Source organism: Pseudochrobactrum kiredjianiae, assembly GCF_030362795.1.
Taxonomy (GTDB): Bacteria; Pseudomonadota; Alphaproteobacteria; order Rhizobiales; family Rhizobiaceae; genus Pseudochrobactrum; species Pseudochrobactrum kiredjianiae.
Genome location: NZ_JAUCBM010000003.1, coordinates 225295 through 243243 on the forward strand (window position 1 = coordinate 225295; position 17949 = coordinate 243243).

The 17949-nt window shown below is 51.0% G+C and carries 16 protein-coding genes, 1 other RNA gene and 1 pseudogene; 15 read left to right on the forward strand and 3 right to left on the reverse strand.

Going from position 1 to position 17949, the window contains the following annotated elements; all coding sequences use genetic code 11:
* Window positions 1-2: 2 nt before the first annotated feature.
* Window positions 3-368, reverse strand: a transfer-messenger RNA (tmRNA) gene (gene ssrA, locus QUF18_RS08775).
* Window positions 369-657: 289 nt separating this feature from the next.
* Here ssrA and QUF18_RS08780 point away from each other — a divergent pair.
* From QUF18_RS08780 to QUF18_RS08810, 7 genes are all read left to right on the forward strand, one after another.
* Window positions 658-969: a DUF2853 family protein gene (locus tag QUF18_RS08780; protein WP_289386671.1), complete on the forward strand. Its 312-nt coding sequence runs from the start codon at window positions 658-660 to the stop codon at window positions 967-969.
* A gap of 121 nt (window positions 970-1090) precedes the next feature.
* Window positions 1091-1885: a thymidylate synthase gene (locus tag QUF18_RS08785; RefSeq protein ID WP_289386672.1), complete on the forward strand. Its 795-nt coding sequence runs from the start codon at window positions 1091-1093 to the stop codon at window positions 1883-1885.
* 4 nt (window positions 1886-1889) lie between these two features.
* Window positions 1890-2393 (forward strand): dihydrofolate reductase, encoded by a 504-nt coding sequence (locus QUF18_RS08790; RefSeq protein ID WP_289386673.1) that lies wholly within the window; start codon window positions 1890-1892, stop codon window positions 2391-2393.
* A gap of 293 nt (window positions 2394-2686) precedes the next feature.
* The gene (gene hflK, locus QUF18_RS08795) at window positions 2687-3853 is read left to right on the forward strand and encodes an FtsH protease activity modulator HflK (RefSeq protein ID WP_289386674.1); all 1167 of its coding nucleotides are present in this window, start codon (window positions 2687-2689) and stop codon (window positions 3851-3853) included.
* Window positions 3853-4758 (forward strand): protease modulator HflC, encoded by a 906-nt coding sequence (hflC, locus tag QUF18_RS08800; RefSeq protein WP_289386675.1) that lies wholly within the window; start codon window positions 3853-3855, stop codon window positions 4756-4758. The genes hflK and hflC overlap by 1 nt, the downstream gene beginning before the upstream one ends.
* Before the next feature lie 15 nt (window positions 4759-4773).
* The gene (locus tag QUF18_RS08805) at window positions 4774-4959 is read left to right on the forward strand and encodes a DUF2065 family protein (protein ID WP_289386676.1); all 186 of its coding nucleotides are present in this window, start codon (window positions 4774-4776) and stop codon (window positions 4957-4959) included.
* Window positions 4960-5402: 443 nt separating this feature from the next.
* Complete coding sequence (locus tag QUF18_RS08810; RefSeq protein ID WP_289386809.1) at window positions 5403-6773, forward strand: Do family serine endopeptidase; 1371 nt, start codon at window positions 5403-5405, stop codon at window positions 6771-6773.
* A gap of 89 nt (window positions 6774-6862) precedes the next feature.
* Here QUF18_RS08810 and QUF18_RS08815 read toward each other — a convergent pair whose 3' ends face one another.
* Together QUF18_RS08815 and serB are read right to left on the reverse strand one after the other, a co-directional pair.
* The gene (locus QUF18_RS08815) at window positions 6863-7441 is read right to left on the reverse strand and encodes a GNAT family N-acetyltransferase (protein ID WP_289386677.1); all 579 of its coding nucleotides are present in this window, start codon (window positions 7439-7441) and stop codon (window positions 6863-6865) included.
* Window positions 7438-8337 (reverse strand): phosphoserine phosphatase SerB, encoded by a 900-nt coding sequence (gene serB / locus QUF18_RS08820; RefSeq protein WP_289386678.1) that lies wholly within the window; start codon window positions 8335-8337, stop codon window positions 7438-7440. The genes QUF18_RS08815 and serB overlap by 4 nt, the downstream gene beginning before the upstream one ends.
* Before the next feature lie 41 nt (window positions 8338-8378).
* Here serB and miaA point away from each other — a divergent pair, with 41 nt between their 5' ends.
* From miaA to QUF18_RS08860, 8 genes and pseudogenes are all read left to right on the forward strand, one after another.
* Window positions 8379-9287, forward strand: a complete 909-nt coding sequence (gene miaA / locus QUF18_RS08825) for a tRNA (adenosine(37)-N6)-dimethylallyltransferase MiaA (protein ID WP_289386810.1) — start codon at window positions 8379-8381, stop codon at window positions 9285-9287.
* A gap of 90 nt (window positions 9288-9377) precedes the next feature.
* Window positions 9378-10136, forward strand: a complete 759-nt coding sequence (locus QUF18_RS08830) for a GGDEF domain-containing protein (RefSeq protein ID WP_289386679.1) — start codon at window positions 9378-9380, stop codon at window positions 10134-10136.
* A gap of 369 nt (window positions 10137-10505) precedes the next feature.
* Window positions 10506-12320: an acetolactate synthase 3 large subunit gene (locus QUF18_RS08835; protein WP_289386680.1), complete on the forward strand. Its 1815-nt coding sequence runs from the start codon at window positions 10506-10508 to the stop codon at window positions 12318-12320.
* A gap of 22 nt (window positions 12321-12342) precedes the next feature.
* Window positions 12343-12915 carry an acetolactate synthase small subunit gene (gene ilvN / locus QUF18_RS08840; RefSeq protein WP_289386681.1) on the forward strand — a complete coding sequence of 191 codons (573 nt, stop codon included), beginning with the start codon at window positions 12343-12345 and terminating at the stop codon, window positions 12913-12915.
* Window positions 12916-13230: 315 nt separating this feature from the next.
* Window positions 13231-13752: pseudogene (locus QUF18_RS08845) on the forward strand (LysE family translocator); the annotation flags it as partial.
* A gap of 44 nt (window positions 13753-13796) precedes the next feature.
* Entirely contained in the window at window positions 13797-14924 is a 1128-nt protein-coding gene (locus QUF18_RS08850) for an ATP-dependent DNA helicase (RefSeq protein WP_289386811.1), read from the forward strand.
* Between the two features lie 60 nt (window positions 14925-14984).
* The gene (locus tag QUF18_RS08855; RefSeq protein WP_289386682.1) at window positions 14985-15722 is read left to right on the forward strand and encodes a pyridoxine 5'-phosphate synthase; all 738 of its coding nucleotides are present in this window, start codon (window positions 14985-14987) and stop codon (window positions 15720-15722) included.
* Window positions 15723-16081: 359 nt separating this feature from the next.
* The gene (locus QUF18_RS08860; protein WP_353074505.1) at window positions 16082-17926 is read left to right on the forward strand and encodes a potassium transporter Kup; all 1845 of its coding nucleotides are present in this window, start codon (window positions 16082-16084) and stop codon (window positions 17924-17926) included.
* The last annotated feature ends 23 nt before the right edge of the window (window positions 17927-17949 follow it).

The window sequence follows — 17949 nt, forward strand, 5'->3', positions numbered from 1 at the left end:
AAAGTGGAGGCTTCTGTTGCCAGGTGCCTCCGAACCCCGCCTTAAGGGGCTAACCCTAAGGACTTAGGTTGGGTTTCCCGCACCGCCATTAGGCAGCGAGAGCGTAACCCTGAGCTTTGTTGTCATTTGCAACTACTCAATAGCCCGATAACGGTGGTACAATGCCGAGCAAAAAATCAGTCTTTACACCCTTGTCGATCCTGTTTCGCCCCCGCCACAATACAGCCGTTTCCGTTTAAGCTGTATTCTGGTGGAGGCGCCGGGTACCGCCCCCGGGTCCAAATGGTTTATTACACTGTCCATTTATCGCCATAGCCGGTCAAGCCGGCATGTTTTATATAGGTGGCTTCTGCCCGCTTGAAAAGAGGGGAAAAGGCTTTCAGTGATTTTGTGCCGTGAAAAATATCAAATGAAGCCATTTGAGCGCGACATGCTTTATTATCATCCATCAATAATGTCTGAAATAATTGTTTGATGCGTTTTCTGAAAGAATAGCGAAACAACGCCATTGACAGCTTATGGATGCTGGTCAATCCTTTCATAATATACAGGTAATTAAATTTTCGGGCGATTCATTGGCTGTGCCGCGTTTTTCCCTGGTTTACTATTACAGGTTTAACGGCCGTAAAAGCGGTCAGATTAAAGGAGAGTGGTTTCATGACTGATTATCTAGCCGATGTACGCCGTTACGATGCAGCCGCCGATGAGGTTATTGTCGGAAAAATCGTAAAGCATCTTGGCATTGCTCTGCGCAGCCGCGATGCATCGCTGGTTGCTGCCTCTGATCCTGAAGAACTGGCACGCGTTCGCACCAGCTGGATCGGCAAAAAGCTCGGTGTTGAAGATGCTGAGAAAGCCAATGCGGTTATTGCCAGTGTGGCTGAGACCATGAAGGGTGACCACAACAAGCAGCGTGTCACTTTCTATTACCTCAGCGCAAAAGCACTCGGTAAACTGGAAAGCCTCTGATGTTTTTTAAAAGCCCCGCCCAGAGCGGGGCTTTTTATTGCTGTTCCGATAAACATGATGTGTTGTGGGCAGCGCAGTATTTATAGGTGATCTTTTTGCTCGGACGGGTTAAATAACGTCTATGCGTACATATCTTGATCTTCTTCAGCACGTCCTCGACAATGGCACAGATCGTGGTGACCGTACCGGCACCGGAACACGGTCGGTTTTCGGTTATCAGATGCGGTTTGATCTCGCGCAGGGCTTTCCTGTGCTGACGACCAAAAAGCTGCATTTGCGCTCTATCATCCACGAATTGCTGTGGTTTTTGCGCGGCGACACCAATATCTCTTATCTTAAAGAGAATGGTGTGAGCATCTGGGATGAGTGGGCTGACGAGAACGGTGATCTAGGTCCTGTCTATGGTGCGCAGTGGCGTTCATGGCCGACACCGGATGGTGCGCATATTGACCAGATTGCGAATCTTATGAAGGATTTGCAGCAAAATCCTAATTCAAGACGTTTGATTGTTTCTGCATGGAATCCTGCATTGGTAAATGAGATGGCCTTGCCGCCATGTCATTGCCTGTTTCAGTTCTATGTCGCAGACGGCAAATTATCGTGCCAGCTTTATCAGCGTTCGGCGGATATTTTTCTCGGTGTGCCGTTTAACATTGCATCCTATGCTCTGCTTACGATGATGATCGCGCAGGTTGCCGGTCTGAAGCTTGGTGATTTTGTGCATACACTTGGTGACGCACATCTGTACCATAATCATTTTGATCAGGCGAAATTACAGCTGAGCCGTGAGCCGAAAGTGCTGCCGGTGATGGAAATCAACCCGCAAGTCAAAGACCTGTTTGCGTTCCGCTTTGAGGATTTCAAACTGGTTGGTTATGAGGCCGATCCGTCCATCAAAGCGCCGATTGCGGTATAAGCGTATGAAAATTTCATTTGTTGTTGCTGTTTCAGAAAATGGTGTGATCGGGCGTGATAATGGTATGCCGTGGCGACTATCCACGGATTTGCAGCGCTTTAAGAAGCTCACATTGGGCAAACCGGTGGTGATGGGGCGTACAACGTGGGAATCGCTTGGCCGCCCGCTGCCAAATCGCACCAATATCGTGATCACCCGTGATGCAGATTATGCTGCAGAGGGTGCACTGGTCGTGCCGTCGATTGATGAAGCATTGATTGCCGGTGAGCAAGCCGCTCAGACTGCCGGTGTCGATGAAATCTGCATTATCGGCGGAGCGCAGATTTATGCCCAAGCGATGGATAAGGCCACGCATTTGCATGTGACGCATATTGAAGCTTCGATTGATGGCGATGCTTTTTTCGGACCTGTCGATCCCCAAGTCTGGAAAATTGCCAGCGAAGAGCATGTGCCGGCGGGTGAGAAAGACAATTATCCGACCCACTATGTGGTTTATGAGCGGCGGTAGAGCATTTGCGAGCCAAAAGCGGGAACCGGTTTTACGTAAGGTGATGCGTAAGAATAAACAATCAGAGCGTATCCACTGTTTGCGACGTAAATGAAACCGCTCTAATTGCCTGGTCATGGTCAGGAAATGCCTGTTTTTTACCATGCTGATCAACTAATTTGTCAGAAAATTGCAAAAGCGTGATGAATCTTTGCGTCTTGCGTTGAAAGACGGCTTTTGCGTACCTATAAACGGAACAGACTGATTGATGAATAGAGGTGTTCCGCCTCTGACATCTGGCACGAGAGGTGAGGATGCCCTGGAGTAATCAAAATGGCGGCGGCCCATGGGGTGGCGGCGATAAAAATGGCGGATCCGGCAACGGTGGTTCCAATAATGGCGGCTCTAATCAGGGCGGACCATGGGGACAAGGCCCTAAAGGACCGCGCGGAGGCCCTGGCGGCTCGGGCGGAACCCCTCCGGATTTGGAAGATATTCTGCGCAAAGGTCAGGATCGTCTGAAAAAGGTGATCCCGGGCGGTGGCGGCAATGGCGGTGGCCCGGCTTTGTATATAATCGGTGCGATTGCGCTTGTCGGTTTCTGGCTGTTTCAGGCTATGTATACCGTGCAGCCGGATGAGCTTGCCGTTGAAATGCGCTTCGGTGTTCCGAAAGAAGTGGTTTCAGTACCAGGCCTGCATTTCCATCTCTGGCCGATTGAAACCTATGAAAAAGCAACAACCGGTGAGCGCCAGATCAATATTGGCGGTCAGGGCACACGTGGTGCCACACAGGGGTTGATGCTGACGGGTGACCAGAACATCGTGAATGTTCAGTTCTCCGTACTTTATCGTGTTTCTGATCCGCGCGCTTATTTGTTTAATGTTCAGGATCCTGACAACATGGTTCGTCAGATTTCTGAAAGCGCGATCCGTGAAACTGTTGGCCGCCGTCCGGCGCAAGACATTTTCCGTGATAACCGTGCGGCAATTGCCCAGTCGGTTCGTGATATCGTTCAGGAAACCCTGAATGGTTATGGCGCCGGTATTCAGATCACAGCTCTTTCCATTGAAGATGCAGCACCGCCGCGTGAAGTGGCCGATGCCTTTGATGAAGTTCAGCGTGCTGAGCAGGACGAAGATCGTTTTGTAGAAGAATCAAACCAGTATTCTAACCAGAAGCTCGGTCAGGCTCGCGGTCAGGCTGCACAGGTACGTGAAGAAGCTGCGGCTTACAAAACACGTATGGTTCAGGAAGCTGAAGGTGAAAGCCAGCGCTTCAACTCAGTTTTGGGTATTTACAAACAGTCGCCTGATGTCACCCGTGACCGTCTCTTCATTGAGACCATGGAACAGGTGCTGAAAGACAGCAACAAAGTGATTATTGAAGGCGGCAACAATGTTATGCCTTATCTGCCGCTCACAGAACTGATGCGTCAGCAGGGTAAACCGGCTGCGACAGCTACAGGAGGCAGCCAGTAATGAATCAGAATCGTTTGCCTTTTATTATTGGTGCGATCGCCGTTCTTGGCTTTATCGTCTATTCATCGATCTTTGTTGTTAACGAACGCCAGCAGGCAATTGTCTCGCGCTTTGGTCAGATCGTTGATGTTAAAGACAAGCCGGGCATCTACTTCAAGCTGCCATTTGCTTTTGCAGAGGCTGATAATGTTCAGATGATTGATGATCGTCTGCTGCGTTTTGATCTGGACGATATCCGTGTGCAGGTTTCAGGTGGTAAGTTCTACGACGTAGATGCTTTCCTCGTTTACCGCATTACTGATGCACGTAAATTCCGTGAGACTGTTTCGGCGAATACTATGCTTGCTGAACAGCGCCTGCGTACCCGTCTTGATGCAGCTCTGCGTCAGGTCTACGGTCTGCGTGGCTTTGAATCAGCTCTGTCGGAAGAGCGTGGCAGCATGATGCGTGAAGTGCGTGACCAGCTGCGTCCGGATGCTGTCTCCCTTGGTCTGACCATTGAAGATGTGCGTATCCGTCGTACTGATCTGACCGCTGAGGTTTCCCAGCAGACATTCGACCGTATGAAGGCCGAGCGTCTTGCCGAAGCTGAGCGTCTGCGTGCCCGTGGCCGTGAAGCGGCGCAGCGTATTCGCGCTGTTGCTGACCGTCAAGTTGTGGAAATCGTATCCGAGGCCAACCGTGATTCTGAAGTTCTGCGCGGTGAGGGTGAAGGCGAGCGGGGTCGGATTTTTGCGGAATCCGCAAATCAGGATCCTGATTTCTTTGCCTTCTATCGTTCGATGAATGCCTATCGTCAGGCATTGCAGGCTGAAGGCACAACCATGGTTCTGTCTCCGGATTCACAGTTCTTCCGCTTCTTTAAGGATGCAGCCGGCAAATTGCCGTCGCAGCCTGCCCAGTAAAGGCCGGATACTATTGTGAATGATCTGATAACAGCCATAGGATTGCTTCTCGTTTTAGAGGGGCTGCTCTATGGCGGCTTTCCACACTTTGCCAGACGGATGGCCAAAGATGTGTCAGAAGCACCGGAAAATTATCTGCGAACCGCAGGTATGGTTGCGCTGGTTCTGGGTGTTGGTGTGGTATGGCTGGTCAGAGGCTGATCTGCCGATAATGAACAGAAAAAGGCGTATGGTTTTCCATACGCCTTTTTTATTTCAGATATAAAAGCAAACATTTCTTTTGTTTGAAAAATGTTTCACACTCTGAGTTATATGCTAAAAATGCGAGGTCGCTGACGTTAAATAGGCTTATTTAACTGCGACATGCTTGAGCGTTAATTTGCTTTCAATCCGTAGTCAGCATCACAATAAATCGACAGGTACAGGTGGAGTTTCAGATGGTTCGCAATCAGAATAAAAGCACAGGTTTGTTTTCTATGCGTGCTGCACTTGCTGCCTTGTCCGTAAGTACAGTGCTGATGGGTGTCGGGGCAGGCTATGCGCAGGAAAAACCTGCTGCAGATGCACAACAGGCACAACCGGTGATTACCGGTAAGCTCGCAGCATTGGGGCAATCTGTTGCTGGACCTGCTTCTGTTGCTGATATGGCAGAGGACTTGCTCGACGCTGTTGTGAATATCTCTACCTCGCAAACCGTGAAAGACGAGAGTGGTGAGGAAAAGGCTGAGCCAGCGCCGGAAATACCGGAAGGTTCGCCGTTTAAGGAATTCTTTGATGATTTCTTCTCTGAAGAAAATCAGAAAGACGGCGGCAGTGCCGCGCGTAAAATGCAGTCGCTTGGTTCAGGCTTTGTGATCGATGCCAAGAAGGGTCTCGTTGTCACCAATAATCACGTTATTGCGGATGCTGATGAGATTGAGGTGAATTTCACCGATGGCAAGAAGCTGAAAGCTGAATTGCTCGGCACAGATACCAAGACTGATATTGCATTGCTGAAAGTCGATCCGACCAAACACAAACTGACAGATGTCGGTTTTGGTGATTCTGAAAAGTCGCGCATTGGTGACTGGGTGATGGCAATCGGTAATCCGTTTGGCCTTGGTGGCACTGTAACGCTTGGTATTATCTCTGCACGGAACCGCGATATTCAGGCGGGGCCATATGACAATTTTATCCAGACGGATGCGGCCATCAACCGTGGTAATTCCGGTGGTCCATTGTTTGATATGCATGGCAAGGTCATCGGCATCAATACCGCAATTATTTCCCCAACCGGTGGTTCGATCGGGATCGGCTTTGCTATTCCGTCCGAACTGGCTGTGACTGTTATCCAGCAGCTGGAAGAATTCGGTGAAACCCGTCGTGGCTGGCTGGGTGTTCGTATTCAGCCGGTGACGGATGATGTGGCTGAGAGCTTTGGCATGAGCGAGCCAAAAGGCGCACTGGTTGCCGGTCTCATTGCCAATAGCGGTGTCGAGAACAAAGAACTGATGGCCGGTGACGTTATTCTGAAATTCGACGGCAAAGATGTGGCGAATGCCCGTGATCTGCCGCGCGTGGTTGCGGAAAGTCCTGTTGGCAAAGAAGTGGGCGTTCTGGTGCTGCGCAAAGGCAAAGAGCAGACCGTAAAGATCAAACTTGGCCGTCTGGAAGATTACGAAAACAAAGACAAAGCTGCTGTCGCTAAAGATGGCGCGAAGGCTAAAGAAGCCGCGACCGTGACTGTTCTGGGGATGACACTTGGCAAACTGGATGATGCGCAGCGCAAGCAGTATGAAATCTCTGAGGATGTTGAGGGCGTGCTGATCAGCGCTGTGGAAGCCAAATCAACCGCAGAGGAAAAGCGTGTTAAGGCCGGTGATGTGATTGTTGAATTCGCGCAGGAGGCGGTTAAGGCTCCTGCTGATATTCAGAAGAAGCTTGAAAAACTGCGTCAGCAGGGACGAAAGAATGCATTGCTGATGCTGGCAGCCCCAAGCGGTGAGCTGCGCTTTGTGACGCTGCGAATCGATTGATATGACATCAACAAGAATGTAGAAAAGGCCGGAGGATGTGTACATCCTCCGGCCTTTTTATTTGTAAAAACTTGAATCAGATGAACGGATTAGGCGTCGGACTTGCCATGTTGATTCAACCACTGCTGTTTGCTGATGGTATAAAGCACATGGCGCTTCAGCTGCGGATGGCTGTCCGGTACTTTCGGGTGGTCGAAGTCGCGCTTCGGATCGTTGACCATACCAATGCGTTGCATCACTGAAGTTGAACGATAATTATTATGGACAGCGAAGGAGACAACCTCATCCTGTCCGCGTTCGTTAAAAGCATAGGCGAGCGAGGCAAGTGCAGCCTCGGTTACATAGCCTTTGCCCCAATAGCGTTGAGCTAAGCGCCAGCCGATTTCCAGTACGCCCTTAGGCATGAATGGCTCAAGATCAGTTCTCATCAATCCGGTGAAGCCGACAACATCGCCGGTATCTTTATCTTGCAAGGCATAGAAGCCGAAACTGTCATCATTGATCATCGCCACGATGCGATCCATCAGTGCATCGGATTCTTCACGGCTGCGCAGAGCTGGAAAGAACTCCATCACTTCCGGATCAGAATTGATTTCATGGAAGAATGCACGATCATCTTCCTGCCAGTTGCGCAGCAGCAGGCGGGGTGTTTCAATAATGGTACTCATTTAACAAAATCCGTTTTTCTGTAACCCTGAATGTAGAGCAGAGCTGTCAGGTCACCATGATTAATGCGGATACGTGCCTGTGCTGCAACCGCAGGCTTGGCATGGAGGGCAACGCCACTGCCTGCATGTTTGATCATCGGCAGATCATTGGCGCCGTCACCGACTGCCATTGCTTGTTGAGCTGTAATGCCGAGCGTGGCGCAGATTTCATCAAGGCTGATCTTCTTGGCTTCGGCACCGAGAATCGGCTCTTTAACAAGGCCGGTAAGATGTGTGCCGTCATCCAGCAGAAGATTGGCACGGTTTTCATCAAAGCCAAGCATCGCTGCAATGCGGGAGGTAAAGCTGGTGAAGCCGCCGGAAACCAGAGCCGTATAGGCACCGTTTTTCTTCATGGTGGCAATTAGTTCACGCCCGCCCGGTGTCAGGGTGATGCGGTTGGCGATAACCTGATCAACGATGCTGACCGGCAGACCTTTAAGCAGGGCAACGCGTTCCCGCAAGGCCGGTTCAAAGGCAATTTCACCATTCATTGCACGGGCGGTGATACCGGCAATATGTTCGCGCAGGCCAACCTCTTCAGCGAGTTCATCAATACATTCCTGTTGGATCATGGTGGAATCCATATCCGCAATCAGCAATTTCTTGCGACGGGTATCCTGTTCCTGAATAACCACATCTACAGGAGCGTCACCCAGTGCTGCGCGGATATTTTCAGCCGCTTGGCCAGCATCTGTGCCGGTTTTCAGTGGCAGATCACAGGCAATACCATCTGCCAGCCAGTAAAGGGCTTGCGTATCGGCAGCCACGCAGGCTTTATGCGCCAGTTCAGGTGTCAGAACCGGATGAGCAGGATTGCAGATCAGTGTGGTAACAAGTGAGGCAGGCTGGGACATAAAACCGGTTCCGCTTTGTGCGTTTGGAGAATTTTTGAGTGATAGAGCAGAGAGACAGGCAAAAGGCAATTCTGATCGCGGGGCCGACTGCCAGCGGTAAATCAGCATTGGCACTGCGTCTCGCACGGGATTGCGGCGGCTATATCATAAATAGTGATTCCATGCAGGTTTATGATGTGCTGGATCAGCTGACGGCGCGCCCGCAATCTGACGATCTGCAAATTGTTCCGCATTATCTTTACGGCCATGTTTCACCATTGCAACTTTATTCGACCGGTCGCTGGCTCGAAGAAGTTGAGGCACTGCTGGCCAGACCGGAATTGCAGGGGCGCATACCGGTTTTTACCGGCGGCACGGGTCTTTATTTCAAAGCGCTGCTCGGTGGTCTTTCAGATATGCCGCAGGTGAAAGACGCAGTGCGCGACTACTGGCGCAACCGTATACAGCAAGAAGGCGCGCCGCGCCTGCATGAGGAATTGCAACAGCGCGATCCGGCAATGGCAGAACGGCTGAAGGCCGGTGACAGTCAGCGGATTGTTCGCGCTCTGGAAGTGATCGACAGTACCGGACGTTCGCTCATTGAATGGCAGGAAGCTAAGGGCAGGGCGCTGATCGATCCGCTGCATGCGGAAAAACTGGTGCTGACGCCGGACAGGGCATGGCTGCGTCAGCGTATTGCCCAGCGTTTTGATCTGATGATGCAGGGCGAAGCCGTGCAGGAAGTGCAGGCTCTGCTTGCCTTGCAGCCGGATGCGGCTCTGCCGGTGATGAAAGCCATCGGTGTGCGTGAGATTGAAAGCTGGCTTAAAGGTGAAATGTCCCGCGAACAGGCGGTGGAGCTGTCAGTGATCGCCACGCGCCAATATGCCAAACGGCAGATGACATGGTTCCGCAATCAGTTTGGCGATGAATGGCGGCGGCTGGAACGGGCTGAAGACTACTTCGGCTGATGCGTCCGCGCCGTTAACGTGGGTGAAACACTTAAGTTTTAATCTCGTTCAGAAATCTGTTGTTTTAGGACAGTGGGTCGGCGGGGGATAATGCGTTTTTTCAGAGCAGAACTGTTTTTCATCATTATGCTGGTGCTGCTATGCGGCGCAGGCCTGATGCTGTTTATGCAGTATCGCCTGATCCATGATCTGGGAGAGACGTATAAATCCGGTGCTTTGTCAGATGCGCCGTTGGGCATCGCGCTTTTGTTACTGGTTGCTGCCGGTATAACTGGTAGCCTGATGCTGTTGCCGCAAATTCGTATGCAGGTTAAAAACAGAGGCCAGCTGAAAATCATCACATGGATGATTGCCCGTAATTCAAAAGATTTAGAGCAGATCAGCTTTACCGATCCTTTGACTGGTTTGCAGAGCAAGGCTTATTTTGATGCAGCCTTGCATGAATATTTGCTGCAATTTGCTAAAATCAAGCATCCGGTTACTATTGTGCTGATCGGTGTTGAACGTTTGCAGCAGCTCTGCGAGCAGCGCGGACGTGATGCGGCAGACCGTTTGTTGATGGAAGCGGCTTTATGTATCCGCAACTGCACCCGTTATCATGATGTGCTGGCGCATATCGGCGATGGTGAATTCGCACTGATCGTGCCGGATCTGGAAGCGGCTGATGCCAAAGGAATGTCGGCGAGAATCTGCAAGGCACTGGAAGAGTGCGAATTGCGGATGGGACATGACAGCCATATCATTCGTGCAGTCTCTGCTGTTACACAATGGAATGGTACTGAAAAAGCACCGGTATTGTATAAAAGAGCCCGTGCAGCCTTGCAGAGCGCCATCGGTACATCTGTTTAATTACATGATTTTCAAGGTCTTGCTGATGTTCGCTATGAGAATGATTCATAGTGAAATGCAGTTTTTGCCTGATGGTGTTTTTAGGCATAAATTTGCAAAGAAAATAACAAGATTACGTTTTTTGCCATTGACGTGAAAAAAACTGCTGTTTAATCTCCCCTTATGGCTAAGAAAATTATTCTCGTGGTGGGTAAGCGTATGGGCAGGATGGTGTAACCATCCGGCGAAAGCTCCCATGCGCGAAACACAGGCTCCCTCAGGGGGCCTTTTTTATTATCTAAACACAGCGGATAAAGCTAAACAGTACGGGACTTCCGGTGAGTATCAGGGAAGTAATCACCGGCACAGCAGACGGGACATCGAAAGACAATGAGTACAGATACAAGTGGCGCAGCTGCCGCAACACAAAAAGAAACCGGCAAACGGGAAATGACCGGTGCTGAAATGGTTGTACAGGCGCTGATCGATCAGGGCGTGGAGCATATTTTCGGTTATCCGGGTGGTGCAGTGCTGCCGATCTATGACGAGTTGTTTCAGCAGGAAACTGTCGAGCATATTCTGGTGCGTCATGAGCAGGGTGCTGGTCATGCGGCTGAAGGCTATGCGCGCTCAACCGGCAAGGTTGGCGTTATGCTGGTAACCTCGGGTCCGGGTGCGACCAATGCGGTAACGCCGTTGCAGGATGCGCTGCTCGACTCTATCCCGCTGGTTTGCATTACCGGTCAGGTTCCGACGTCTCTGATCGGTACGGATGCATTTCAGGAAGCTGACACTGTTGGTATTACCCGTCCTTGCACCAAGCATAACTGGCTGGTTAAAGATGTAAATGATCTGGCCCGTGTTCTGCATGAGGCTTTTCATGTTGCGCGTACCGGTCGTCCGGGTCCTGTTGTTATTGATATTCCGAAGAACATTCAGTTCGCGACCGGTATGTATACGCCGCCTGCAACAAGCCCGCGCACCAGCTATAATCCGGTTGTCAACGGTGATCAGAATGCAATCCGCGCGGCCGTTGAGCTGCTGGTGAATGCCAAAAAGCCGGTTATCTATTCCGGCGGCGGCGTTATCAATTCCGGTCTGGAAGCCTCGAAGCTGCTGCGTGAACTGGTTGAAATTACTGATTTCCCGATCACATCGACATTGATGGGGCTGGGCGCTTATCCTGCATCGGGCAAAAACTGGCTGGGTATGCTCGGCATGCACGGTACGTTCGAAGCCAATATGACCATGCATGAATGCGATGTTATGCTGTGCGTTGGTGCGCGCTTTGATGACCGTATCACCGGCCGTTTGGATGCTTTCTCACCGAATTCCAAGAAAATCCATATTGATATCGACCCGTCTTCAATCAATAAGACCGTTCGCGTGGATGTGCCGATTATCGGTGATGTTGCCCATGTTCTGGAAGATATGGTGCGCCAGTATCGTGCTTCTTCCAAGCGCCCTGAAAAGGCCGATATGTCCGCTTGGTGGAACCAGGTTGATAAATGGCGCGCACGTAATTCGCTGGCCTATAAGCACAACCGCGATGTGATCATGCCGCAATATGCGCTGGAGCGTTTGCAGGAACTGACCAAGGATCGCAAAACCTATATCACCACTGAGGTTGGCCAGCATCAGATGTGGGCGGCGCAGTTCATGAAATTTGAAGAGCCGCACCATTGGATGACCTCGGGTGGTCTGGGTACTATGGGTTATGGTCTGCCGGCAGCGCTGGGCGTGCAGATTGCCCATCCGGATGCATTGGTGATTGATATTGCCGGTGATGCCTCCATTCAGATGTGTATTCAGGAAATGTCGGCGGCCATTCAGCATAATGCGCCGATCAAGATTTTTATCCTGAACAACCAGTATATGGGCATGGTGCGCCAGTGGCAGCAGCTGCTGCATGGTAACCGTCTGTCGCATTCTTACACGGAAGCGATGCCGGACTTTGTTAAACTGGCTGAAGCCTATGGCGGTACAGGCATCCGTTGCTCTAAACCCGCTGAACTGGATGATGCAATCATGAAAATGATTGAAACAGACGGGCCGGTGATTTTTGACTGTCACGTTGCCAATCTGGCGAACTGCTTCCCGATGATCCCTTCAGGCAAGGCGCATAATGAAATGCTGTTGCCGGATGAAGCGACTGATGAAGCTGTTGCCAATGCCATTGATGCTAAAGATCGTCACCTAGTCTAATACCGGAACAAGGATATTCATTATGAACGCACAAAATGCAGCTTCCGGTTCAGCCTATTTTCTGACCGAAGAAACCCAGCTAACGGAAACCCATACACTATCGGTATTGGTTGATAATGAACCGGGTGTCCTTGCCCGTGTTATCGGTCTGTTTTCCGGCCGTGGCTATAATATTGAAAGCCTGACGGTTTCTGAAACCGAACATGAAAAGCATCTGTCGCGTATTACCATTGTAACGCGTGGTACTGCCAATGTGCTGGATCAGATCCGTCATTCGCTGGAGCGTATTGTTCCGGTGCATCGCGTGGTTGATCTGACCTATCATGCCTATCAGCTTGGCCATGAACACCCTGTTGAGCGTGAGCTTGCACTGGTTAAAGTGGTTGGCAAAGGTGAGACCCGTGCAGAAATGCTGCGTCTGGCCGATGCTTTTAAAGCTAAGGTTGTGGATGCAACGGTTGAGCATTTCATTTTTGAAATCACCGGCAAGGGCGCGAAAATCGACCAGTTCATTTCAATTATGAAGCCGCTTGGCCTGATTGAAGTGTGTCGTACCGGTGTTGCAGCTATGATCCGTGGTGCCGAAGGAATGTAATCGTGTCTGGCCTAAAAGGCGTCCGACTGGGCTGCAAATGGCAATTTTATGCGCTTCGGTACTCACGTACACATGGTGCCGCACGTCCGTAGGACGTGCAAAGGTCACCATGAACTTTAGTTGCTGCATATCTTATCTTTCATCGTTATGAAAGGATTATGCAGAAGTACGCTCCGTTCCGATGCTCGAAAATCACCATTTTCGCTGTCGTCTGACGCTTTTTGATCCAGACACTTAAATTGCTGATCGTTTGTCGCACCGCTGTTCTCAATAGAGGCAGCGGTGTTGCTTTTCGTAAAGTGAGATTTATCGAAGATGCTGCTGGCTTCCGGTGTGAATTTCGGATTTCGCCGTACCATTCCGCATATGCTGGGAATTGGCGTTGGCTTTCTGTCACTATTGCTTGGCGTGGGTTACGGGCTTGGCGCGGTTTTGGAGATGGCTCCGTATTTATATCTGGCGCTGAAATTCGCCGGTGGCGCCTATATGCTCTATCTGGCTTATAAAATTGCCACTTCCACTTCAGTCGGTCAGGTTACAGATAGCGCTGCTAAGCCTATGAGTTTTATGCAGGCTCTGTTGTTCCAATGGGTAAACCCGAAGGCGTGGGTGATGGCGGTCACTGCTATGGCCAGCTACACGGTGCATGACGCCTATACGTTGTCAGTGCTGGTGATCGGCCTTGTGTTCGCTATCATCAATGTGCCGAGCGTGTCGTCATGGGCGGCTTTCGGCAGTTTGCTGCGCCAATGGCTGGAAGATCCGGTGCGGCTTAAATGGTTCAACCTGACCATGGCTTTGTTGCTGGTTGTCAGTCTGTGGCCGATGCTGAGGTGATAAAACTTGCTCTTTAGACGCGAATCCGGTCAATCAGTACCATGATGGAATTTTCACCGGAACAGGACAACGCGCTGCAAGCTGTGGCGCAATGGTTGGCAAAAGGCGGCTCCCCGATTTTCCGCCTTTTTGGCTATGCGGGAACGGGTAAGACGACGCTTGCGCGCTATTTTGCCGAGCATGTGGATGGTGAGGTGCAGTTCGCAGCCTTTACCGGTAAGGCGGCGCAGGTCTTGCGCTCCAAGGGCGCGAGCAATGCCCGCACACTGCACTCGCTGATCTATCGCCCGAAAGGCGAAGAAGCGATTGAAGATGAGACGACCGGTAAAACCTCGATCTCTCCGACTTTTTCACTCAATCGTCAAAGCCCCGTGGCGAAAGCAGCATTGATCGTTGTTGACGAATGTTCGATGGTCGATGAGCAGCTTGGCCGCGATCTGATGACATTTGGCACGCCGATTTTGGTGCTGGGTGATCCGGGGCAGTTGCCACCGATCAGCGGTGGCGGCTTCTTTACCGAGCAGGAACCGGATTATCTGCTGACAGAAATTCACCGTCAGGCGCAGGACAATCCGATTATCCGTTTGGCGCTGGATGTGCGCGAAGGGCGAGATATTCCCTATGGCGATTATGGTGCCGCGCGGGTGATCAGCAAATCGGAAGTGACACAGGATCTGGTGCTTGATGCCGATCAGGTGCTGGTTGGCACCAACCGCACCCGTAAGCGGTATAATCAGCGCCTGCGTGAGTTGAAGGGTTTTACCGCAGAATATCCGCAGTCTGGCGACAAGCTGGTTTGCTTGCGTAATGATCCGGCCAAGGGTCTGCTCAATGGTTCGCTCTGGAAGGTGATGACATCTTCCAAGGAAACCGTGAAGCCCGGTATCAATCTGCTGATTGCGCCGGAAGATGAAGAGCCGGGTCGGGGTGTTGCCAAGATCAAATTGCTGAAGGCGCAGTTTGAAGATCCGGATGCGGAAATTCCGTGGCAGACGAAAAAGCGTTTTGATGATTTTGATTACGGCTATGCACTGACGACACATAAAGCGCAGGGCTCGCAGTGGAATAATGTGGTATTGTTTGATGAGAGCTATGCCTTCCGCGATACACGCGAGCGCTGGCTCTATACGGCGATTACCCGTGCGGCGGAAAAACTAACAATCGTTCGCTAGAGCGCATCCCGAAAGCGGGAACGCTCTGGGAGGGACTGAAATTGATCAGGGAGTTTGATCATGGTTGCAACCTTGTCGATTAATCTCAATGCTGTGGCTATGTTGCGTAATCGCCGCGATCTGCCATGGCCGAGTGTGACAGGCTTGGGGCGCGTTGCGCTTGATGCAGGTGCATCCGGCCTGACCGTGCATCCGCGCCCTGATCAGCGCCATATCCGTTTTTCTGATCTCGGCGATCTTCGAGCGTTAATTGACGATGAGTTCCCGCAGGCTGAATTCAATATTGAAGGCTATCCGTCGGAAGAGTTTCTGGCTCTGGTGGAGAAGCATGAGCCGGAACAGGTGACACTGGTGCCGGATGATCCGGCTCAGAATACTTCGGATCATGGCTGGGACTTTGCCAAGCATAAAGTAAACTTAACTGAGGTGACCAAGCGTCTCAAATCGCATGGCATGCGTGTTTCGATGTTTGCTGATCCGACACCGGATGGTCTTGAAATTGCCAAAGAGACAGGTGCCGACCGCGTGGAGTTTTTCACCGGCCCTTATGGCGGAGCCTATGCAGATCCGAAAGCGCAGGCGCACGAACTGGCCTTGCTGGAGCGCGCCGCTTTGAAAGCCGTGGAACTCGGACTTGGCATTAATGCGGGGCATGATCTGACCGTTGCTAATCTGCCTGCACTGGTAAAAATCATGCCGACTTTGAGCGAAGTTTCCATCGGGCATGGTCTGACAGCCGATGCGCTGGAATATGGTATGCGCCTGTCTGTGCAGCGTTTTATCAAAGCACTCGGCTAAATTGCTTTTTGTGTTTTGATTCAAACTAATTTTATAAGATTTTGATTTTAATCAATTAATATAATTTCCTGCCCTGATGAGCTATCCGTATTTGTAATGCCTCATCAGGGCAGATATGCATTTCTGTAGTCTTGTTATTTCGAGAAATTGAGCATTTATATACTGCCTTCCGGCCATTTCCTTCGTCTTGGTATAAGGCTAATATCAAAGGGCAGACCGGCCATTTTATAGCATCATATAATTATAGGTTATGTATGAAGCAGGCGCAGCGTGAAGAGATTGCAAATCAGGATATACCGGTTAGCGCCGATGAGGATCAGAATGATCCTCATAGCCATACGGGAAATCTGAAGCTTTTAATGATGGGTGCGCTTGGTGTCGTCTATGGCGATATCGGTACTAGTCCGATTTATGCTTTTCGTGAAGCGCTGCATGCCTCCGTCTCCGATGGCGATTTGCTCCGGATTGAAATTCTTGGCGTGATCTCCCTGATCGTCTGGTCACTGGCACTGATTGTCACCGTAAAATATGTACTTTTTGTGCTGCGAGCGGACAATAATGGTGAGGGCGGTATTCTCTCGCTGATGGCGCTGGTGCGTTCCAGCTTTGCCAGCAGGCCGGATATTATTCTTGGTATCGGCATTATCGGTGCAGCGCTGTTCTTTGGTGATGCGGTGATTACACCGGCAATTTCTGTGCTTTCCGCTGTAGAAGGACTGGAAATTGTTGCACCGCATATGACGCCCTATGTGGTGCCGATTACCATTACAATTTTGCTGATACTGTTTTTTGTACAGCGGCACGGTACGGGGCGTATGGCCAGTATTTTCGGCCCTGTAATGTTGCTATGGTTTTTTGCATTGGGGCTAACCGGTTTTATCCATATTTTTGATGATCCGGGCATTCTTGCAGGGCTTAATCCTTATTACGCCTTTGCTTTTCTCAGCGGTAATCTGACGACCTCTTTTGCGACCATCGGTGCTATTTTTCTGGCGGTGACCGGTGCAGAAGCTCTCTATGCCGATCTTGGTCATTTCGGACGTAAGCCGATTGTGCGTGCATGGTTGTGGATTGTGTTTCCAAGTCTGATTCTGAATTATTTCGGGCAGGGGGCATTTATCCTGACGCATAGTGCGGCGGGTGGGGCGGAGGTGCACAACCCGTTTTTCCAGATGATGCCGAAATGGGCATTGCTGCCGATGGTGCTGCTGGCAACGATTGCCACAGTGATTGCCAGTCAGGCGGTGCTGACGGGAACCTATTCACTGGCGCGTCAGGCAGTGCAGCTGAATATTCTGCCAAGGCTTGAGGTCTTGCACACGTCTGAAACGCTGCACGGCCAAATCTATATGCCGCGCATTAATCTGCTGCTCGGTATCACGGTTATTCTGCTGGTCGTGACTTTCCAGAAATCCAGCAATCTGGCCGCCGCCTATGGTATTGCGGTAACCGGCAATATGCTGGTGACGACCACGCTGTTGTTTTTTGTGATGCGCCGGTTGTGGAAATGGAGCTTGCCGGTTGTGCTGGTGCCGATTATTGGCTTTGCTGTTGTTGATCTGATGTTCTTCAGCGCCAATCTGGTGAAGGTGCATCAGGGCGGCTGGGCTTCTATTGTGGTCGGATCGCTGGTCTTGCTGGTGATGTGGACATGGGTGCGCGGCAGCCGCCATTTGTTCCAGAAAACCCGCAAAACGGAAGTACCGCTGGATATTATTGTCAGTCAGATGGCACGCAAAGAACCGGTGATTGTCGCCGGTACTGCGGTCTTTCTGACTGGTGACCCGTCCAGTGTGCCGACAGCGCTGATGCACAGTCTCAAACATTATAAAGTGCTGCATGAGAATAATGTGATCCTGACGGTGGTGACGGCGCCGCGCCCTTGGGTGTCTGCGGATGATCGGGCGCGCATATCGCAATATAGCGACCGTTTCATGCAGGTGACTTTGACCTTTGGCTATATGCAGTCACCGAATATTCCGCGCGCTTTGGGTATCTGTCGCAGGCTTGGCTGGAAATATGATATTATGACTACGTCATTCTTCCTTTCGCGGCGCGTTTTGCGCGTTTCACCGCGTTCGCCGATGCCGCATTGGCAGGCCAAATTATTTATCACGCTTGCCCGCAGCGCCTCAGATGCAACGGAATATTTCCAGATTCCAACCGGCCGTGTGGTAGAGATTGGCACGCAGGTCAATCTATGACCGGTTTGCTGTATAAAATTTAG

Coding starts and splice junctions, on each gene's coding strand:
- QUF18_RS08780 (WP_289386671.1), top strand. CDS start 658: ATGACTGATTATCTAGCCGATGTACGCCGTTACGATGCAGCCGCCGAT.
- QUF18_RS08785 (WP_289386672.1), top strand. CDS start 1,091: ATGCGTACATATCTTGATCTTCTTCAGCACGTCCTCGACAATGGCACA.
- QUF18_RS08790 (WP_289386673.1), top strand. CDS start 1,890: ATGAAAATTTCATTTGTTGTTGCTGTTTCAGAAAATGGTGTGATCGGG.
- hflK (WP_289386674.1), top strand. CDS start 2,687: ATGCCCTGGAGTAATCAAAATGGCGGCGGCCCATGGGGTGGCGGCGAT.
- hflC (WP_289386675.1), top strand. CDS start 3,853: ATGAATCAGAATCGTTTGCCTTTTATTATTGGTGCGATCGCCGTTCTT.
- QUF18_RS08810 (WP_289386809.1), top strand. CDS start 5,403: ATGGCAGAGGACTTGCTCGACGCTGTTGTGAATATCTCTACCTCGCAA.
- QUF18_RS08815 (WP_289386677.1), bottom strand. CDS start 7,441: ATGAGTACCATTATTGAAACACCCCGCCTGCTGCTGCGCAACTGGCAG.
- serB (WP_289386678.1), bottom strand. CDS start 8,337: ATGTCCCAGCCTGCCTCACTTGTTACCACACTGATCTGCAATCCTGCT.
- QUF18_RS08830 (WP_289386679.1), top strand. CDS start 9,378: ATGCGTTTTTTCAGAGCAGAACTGTTTTTCATCATTATGCTGGTGCTG.
- QUF18_RS08835 (WP_289386680.1), top strand. CDS start 10,506: ATGAGTACAGATACAAGTGGCGCAGCTGCCGCAACACAAAAAGAAACC.
- ilvN (WP_289386681.1), top strand. CDS start 12,343: ATGAACGCACAAAATGCAGCTTCCGGTTCAGCCTATTTTCTGACCGAA.
- QUF18_RS08850 (WP_289386811.1), top strand. CDS start 13,797: ATGGAATTTTCACCGGAACAGGACAACGCGCTGCAAGCTGTGGCGCAA.
- QUF18_RS08855 (WP_289386682.1), top strand. CDS start 14,985: ATGGTTGCAACCTTGTCGATTAATCTCAATGCTGTGGCTATGTTGCGT.
- QUF18_RS08860 (WP_353074505.1), top strand. CDS start 16,082: ATGATGGGTGCGCTTGGTGTCGTCTATGGCGATATCGGTACTAGTCCG.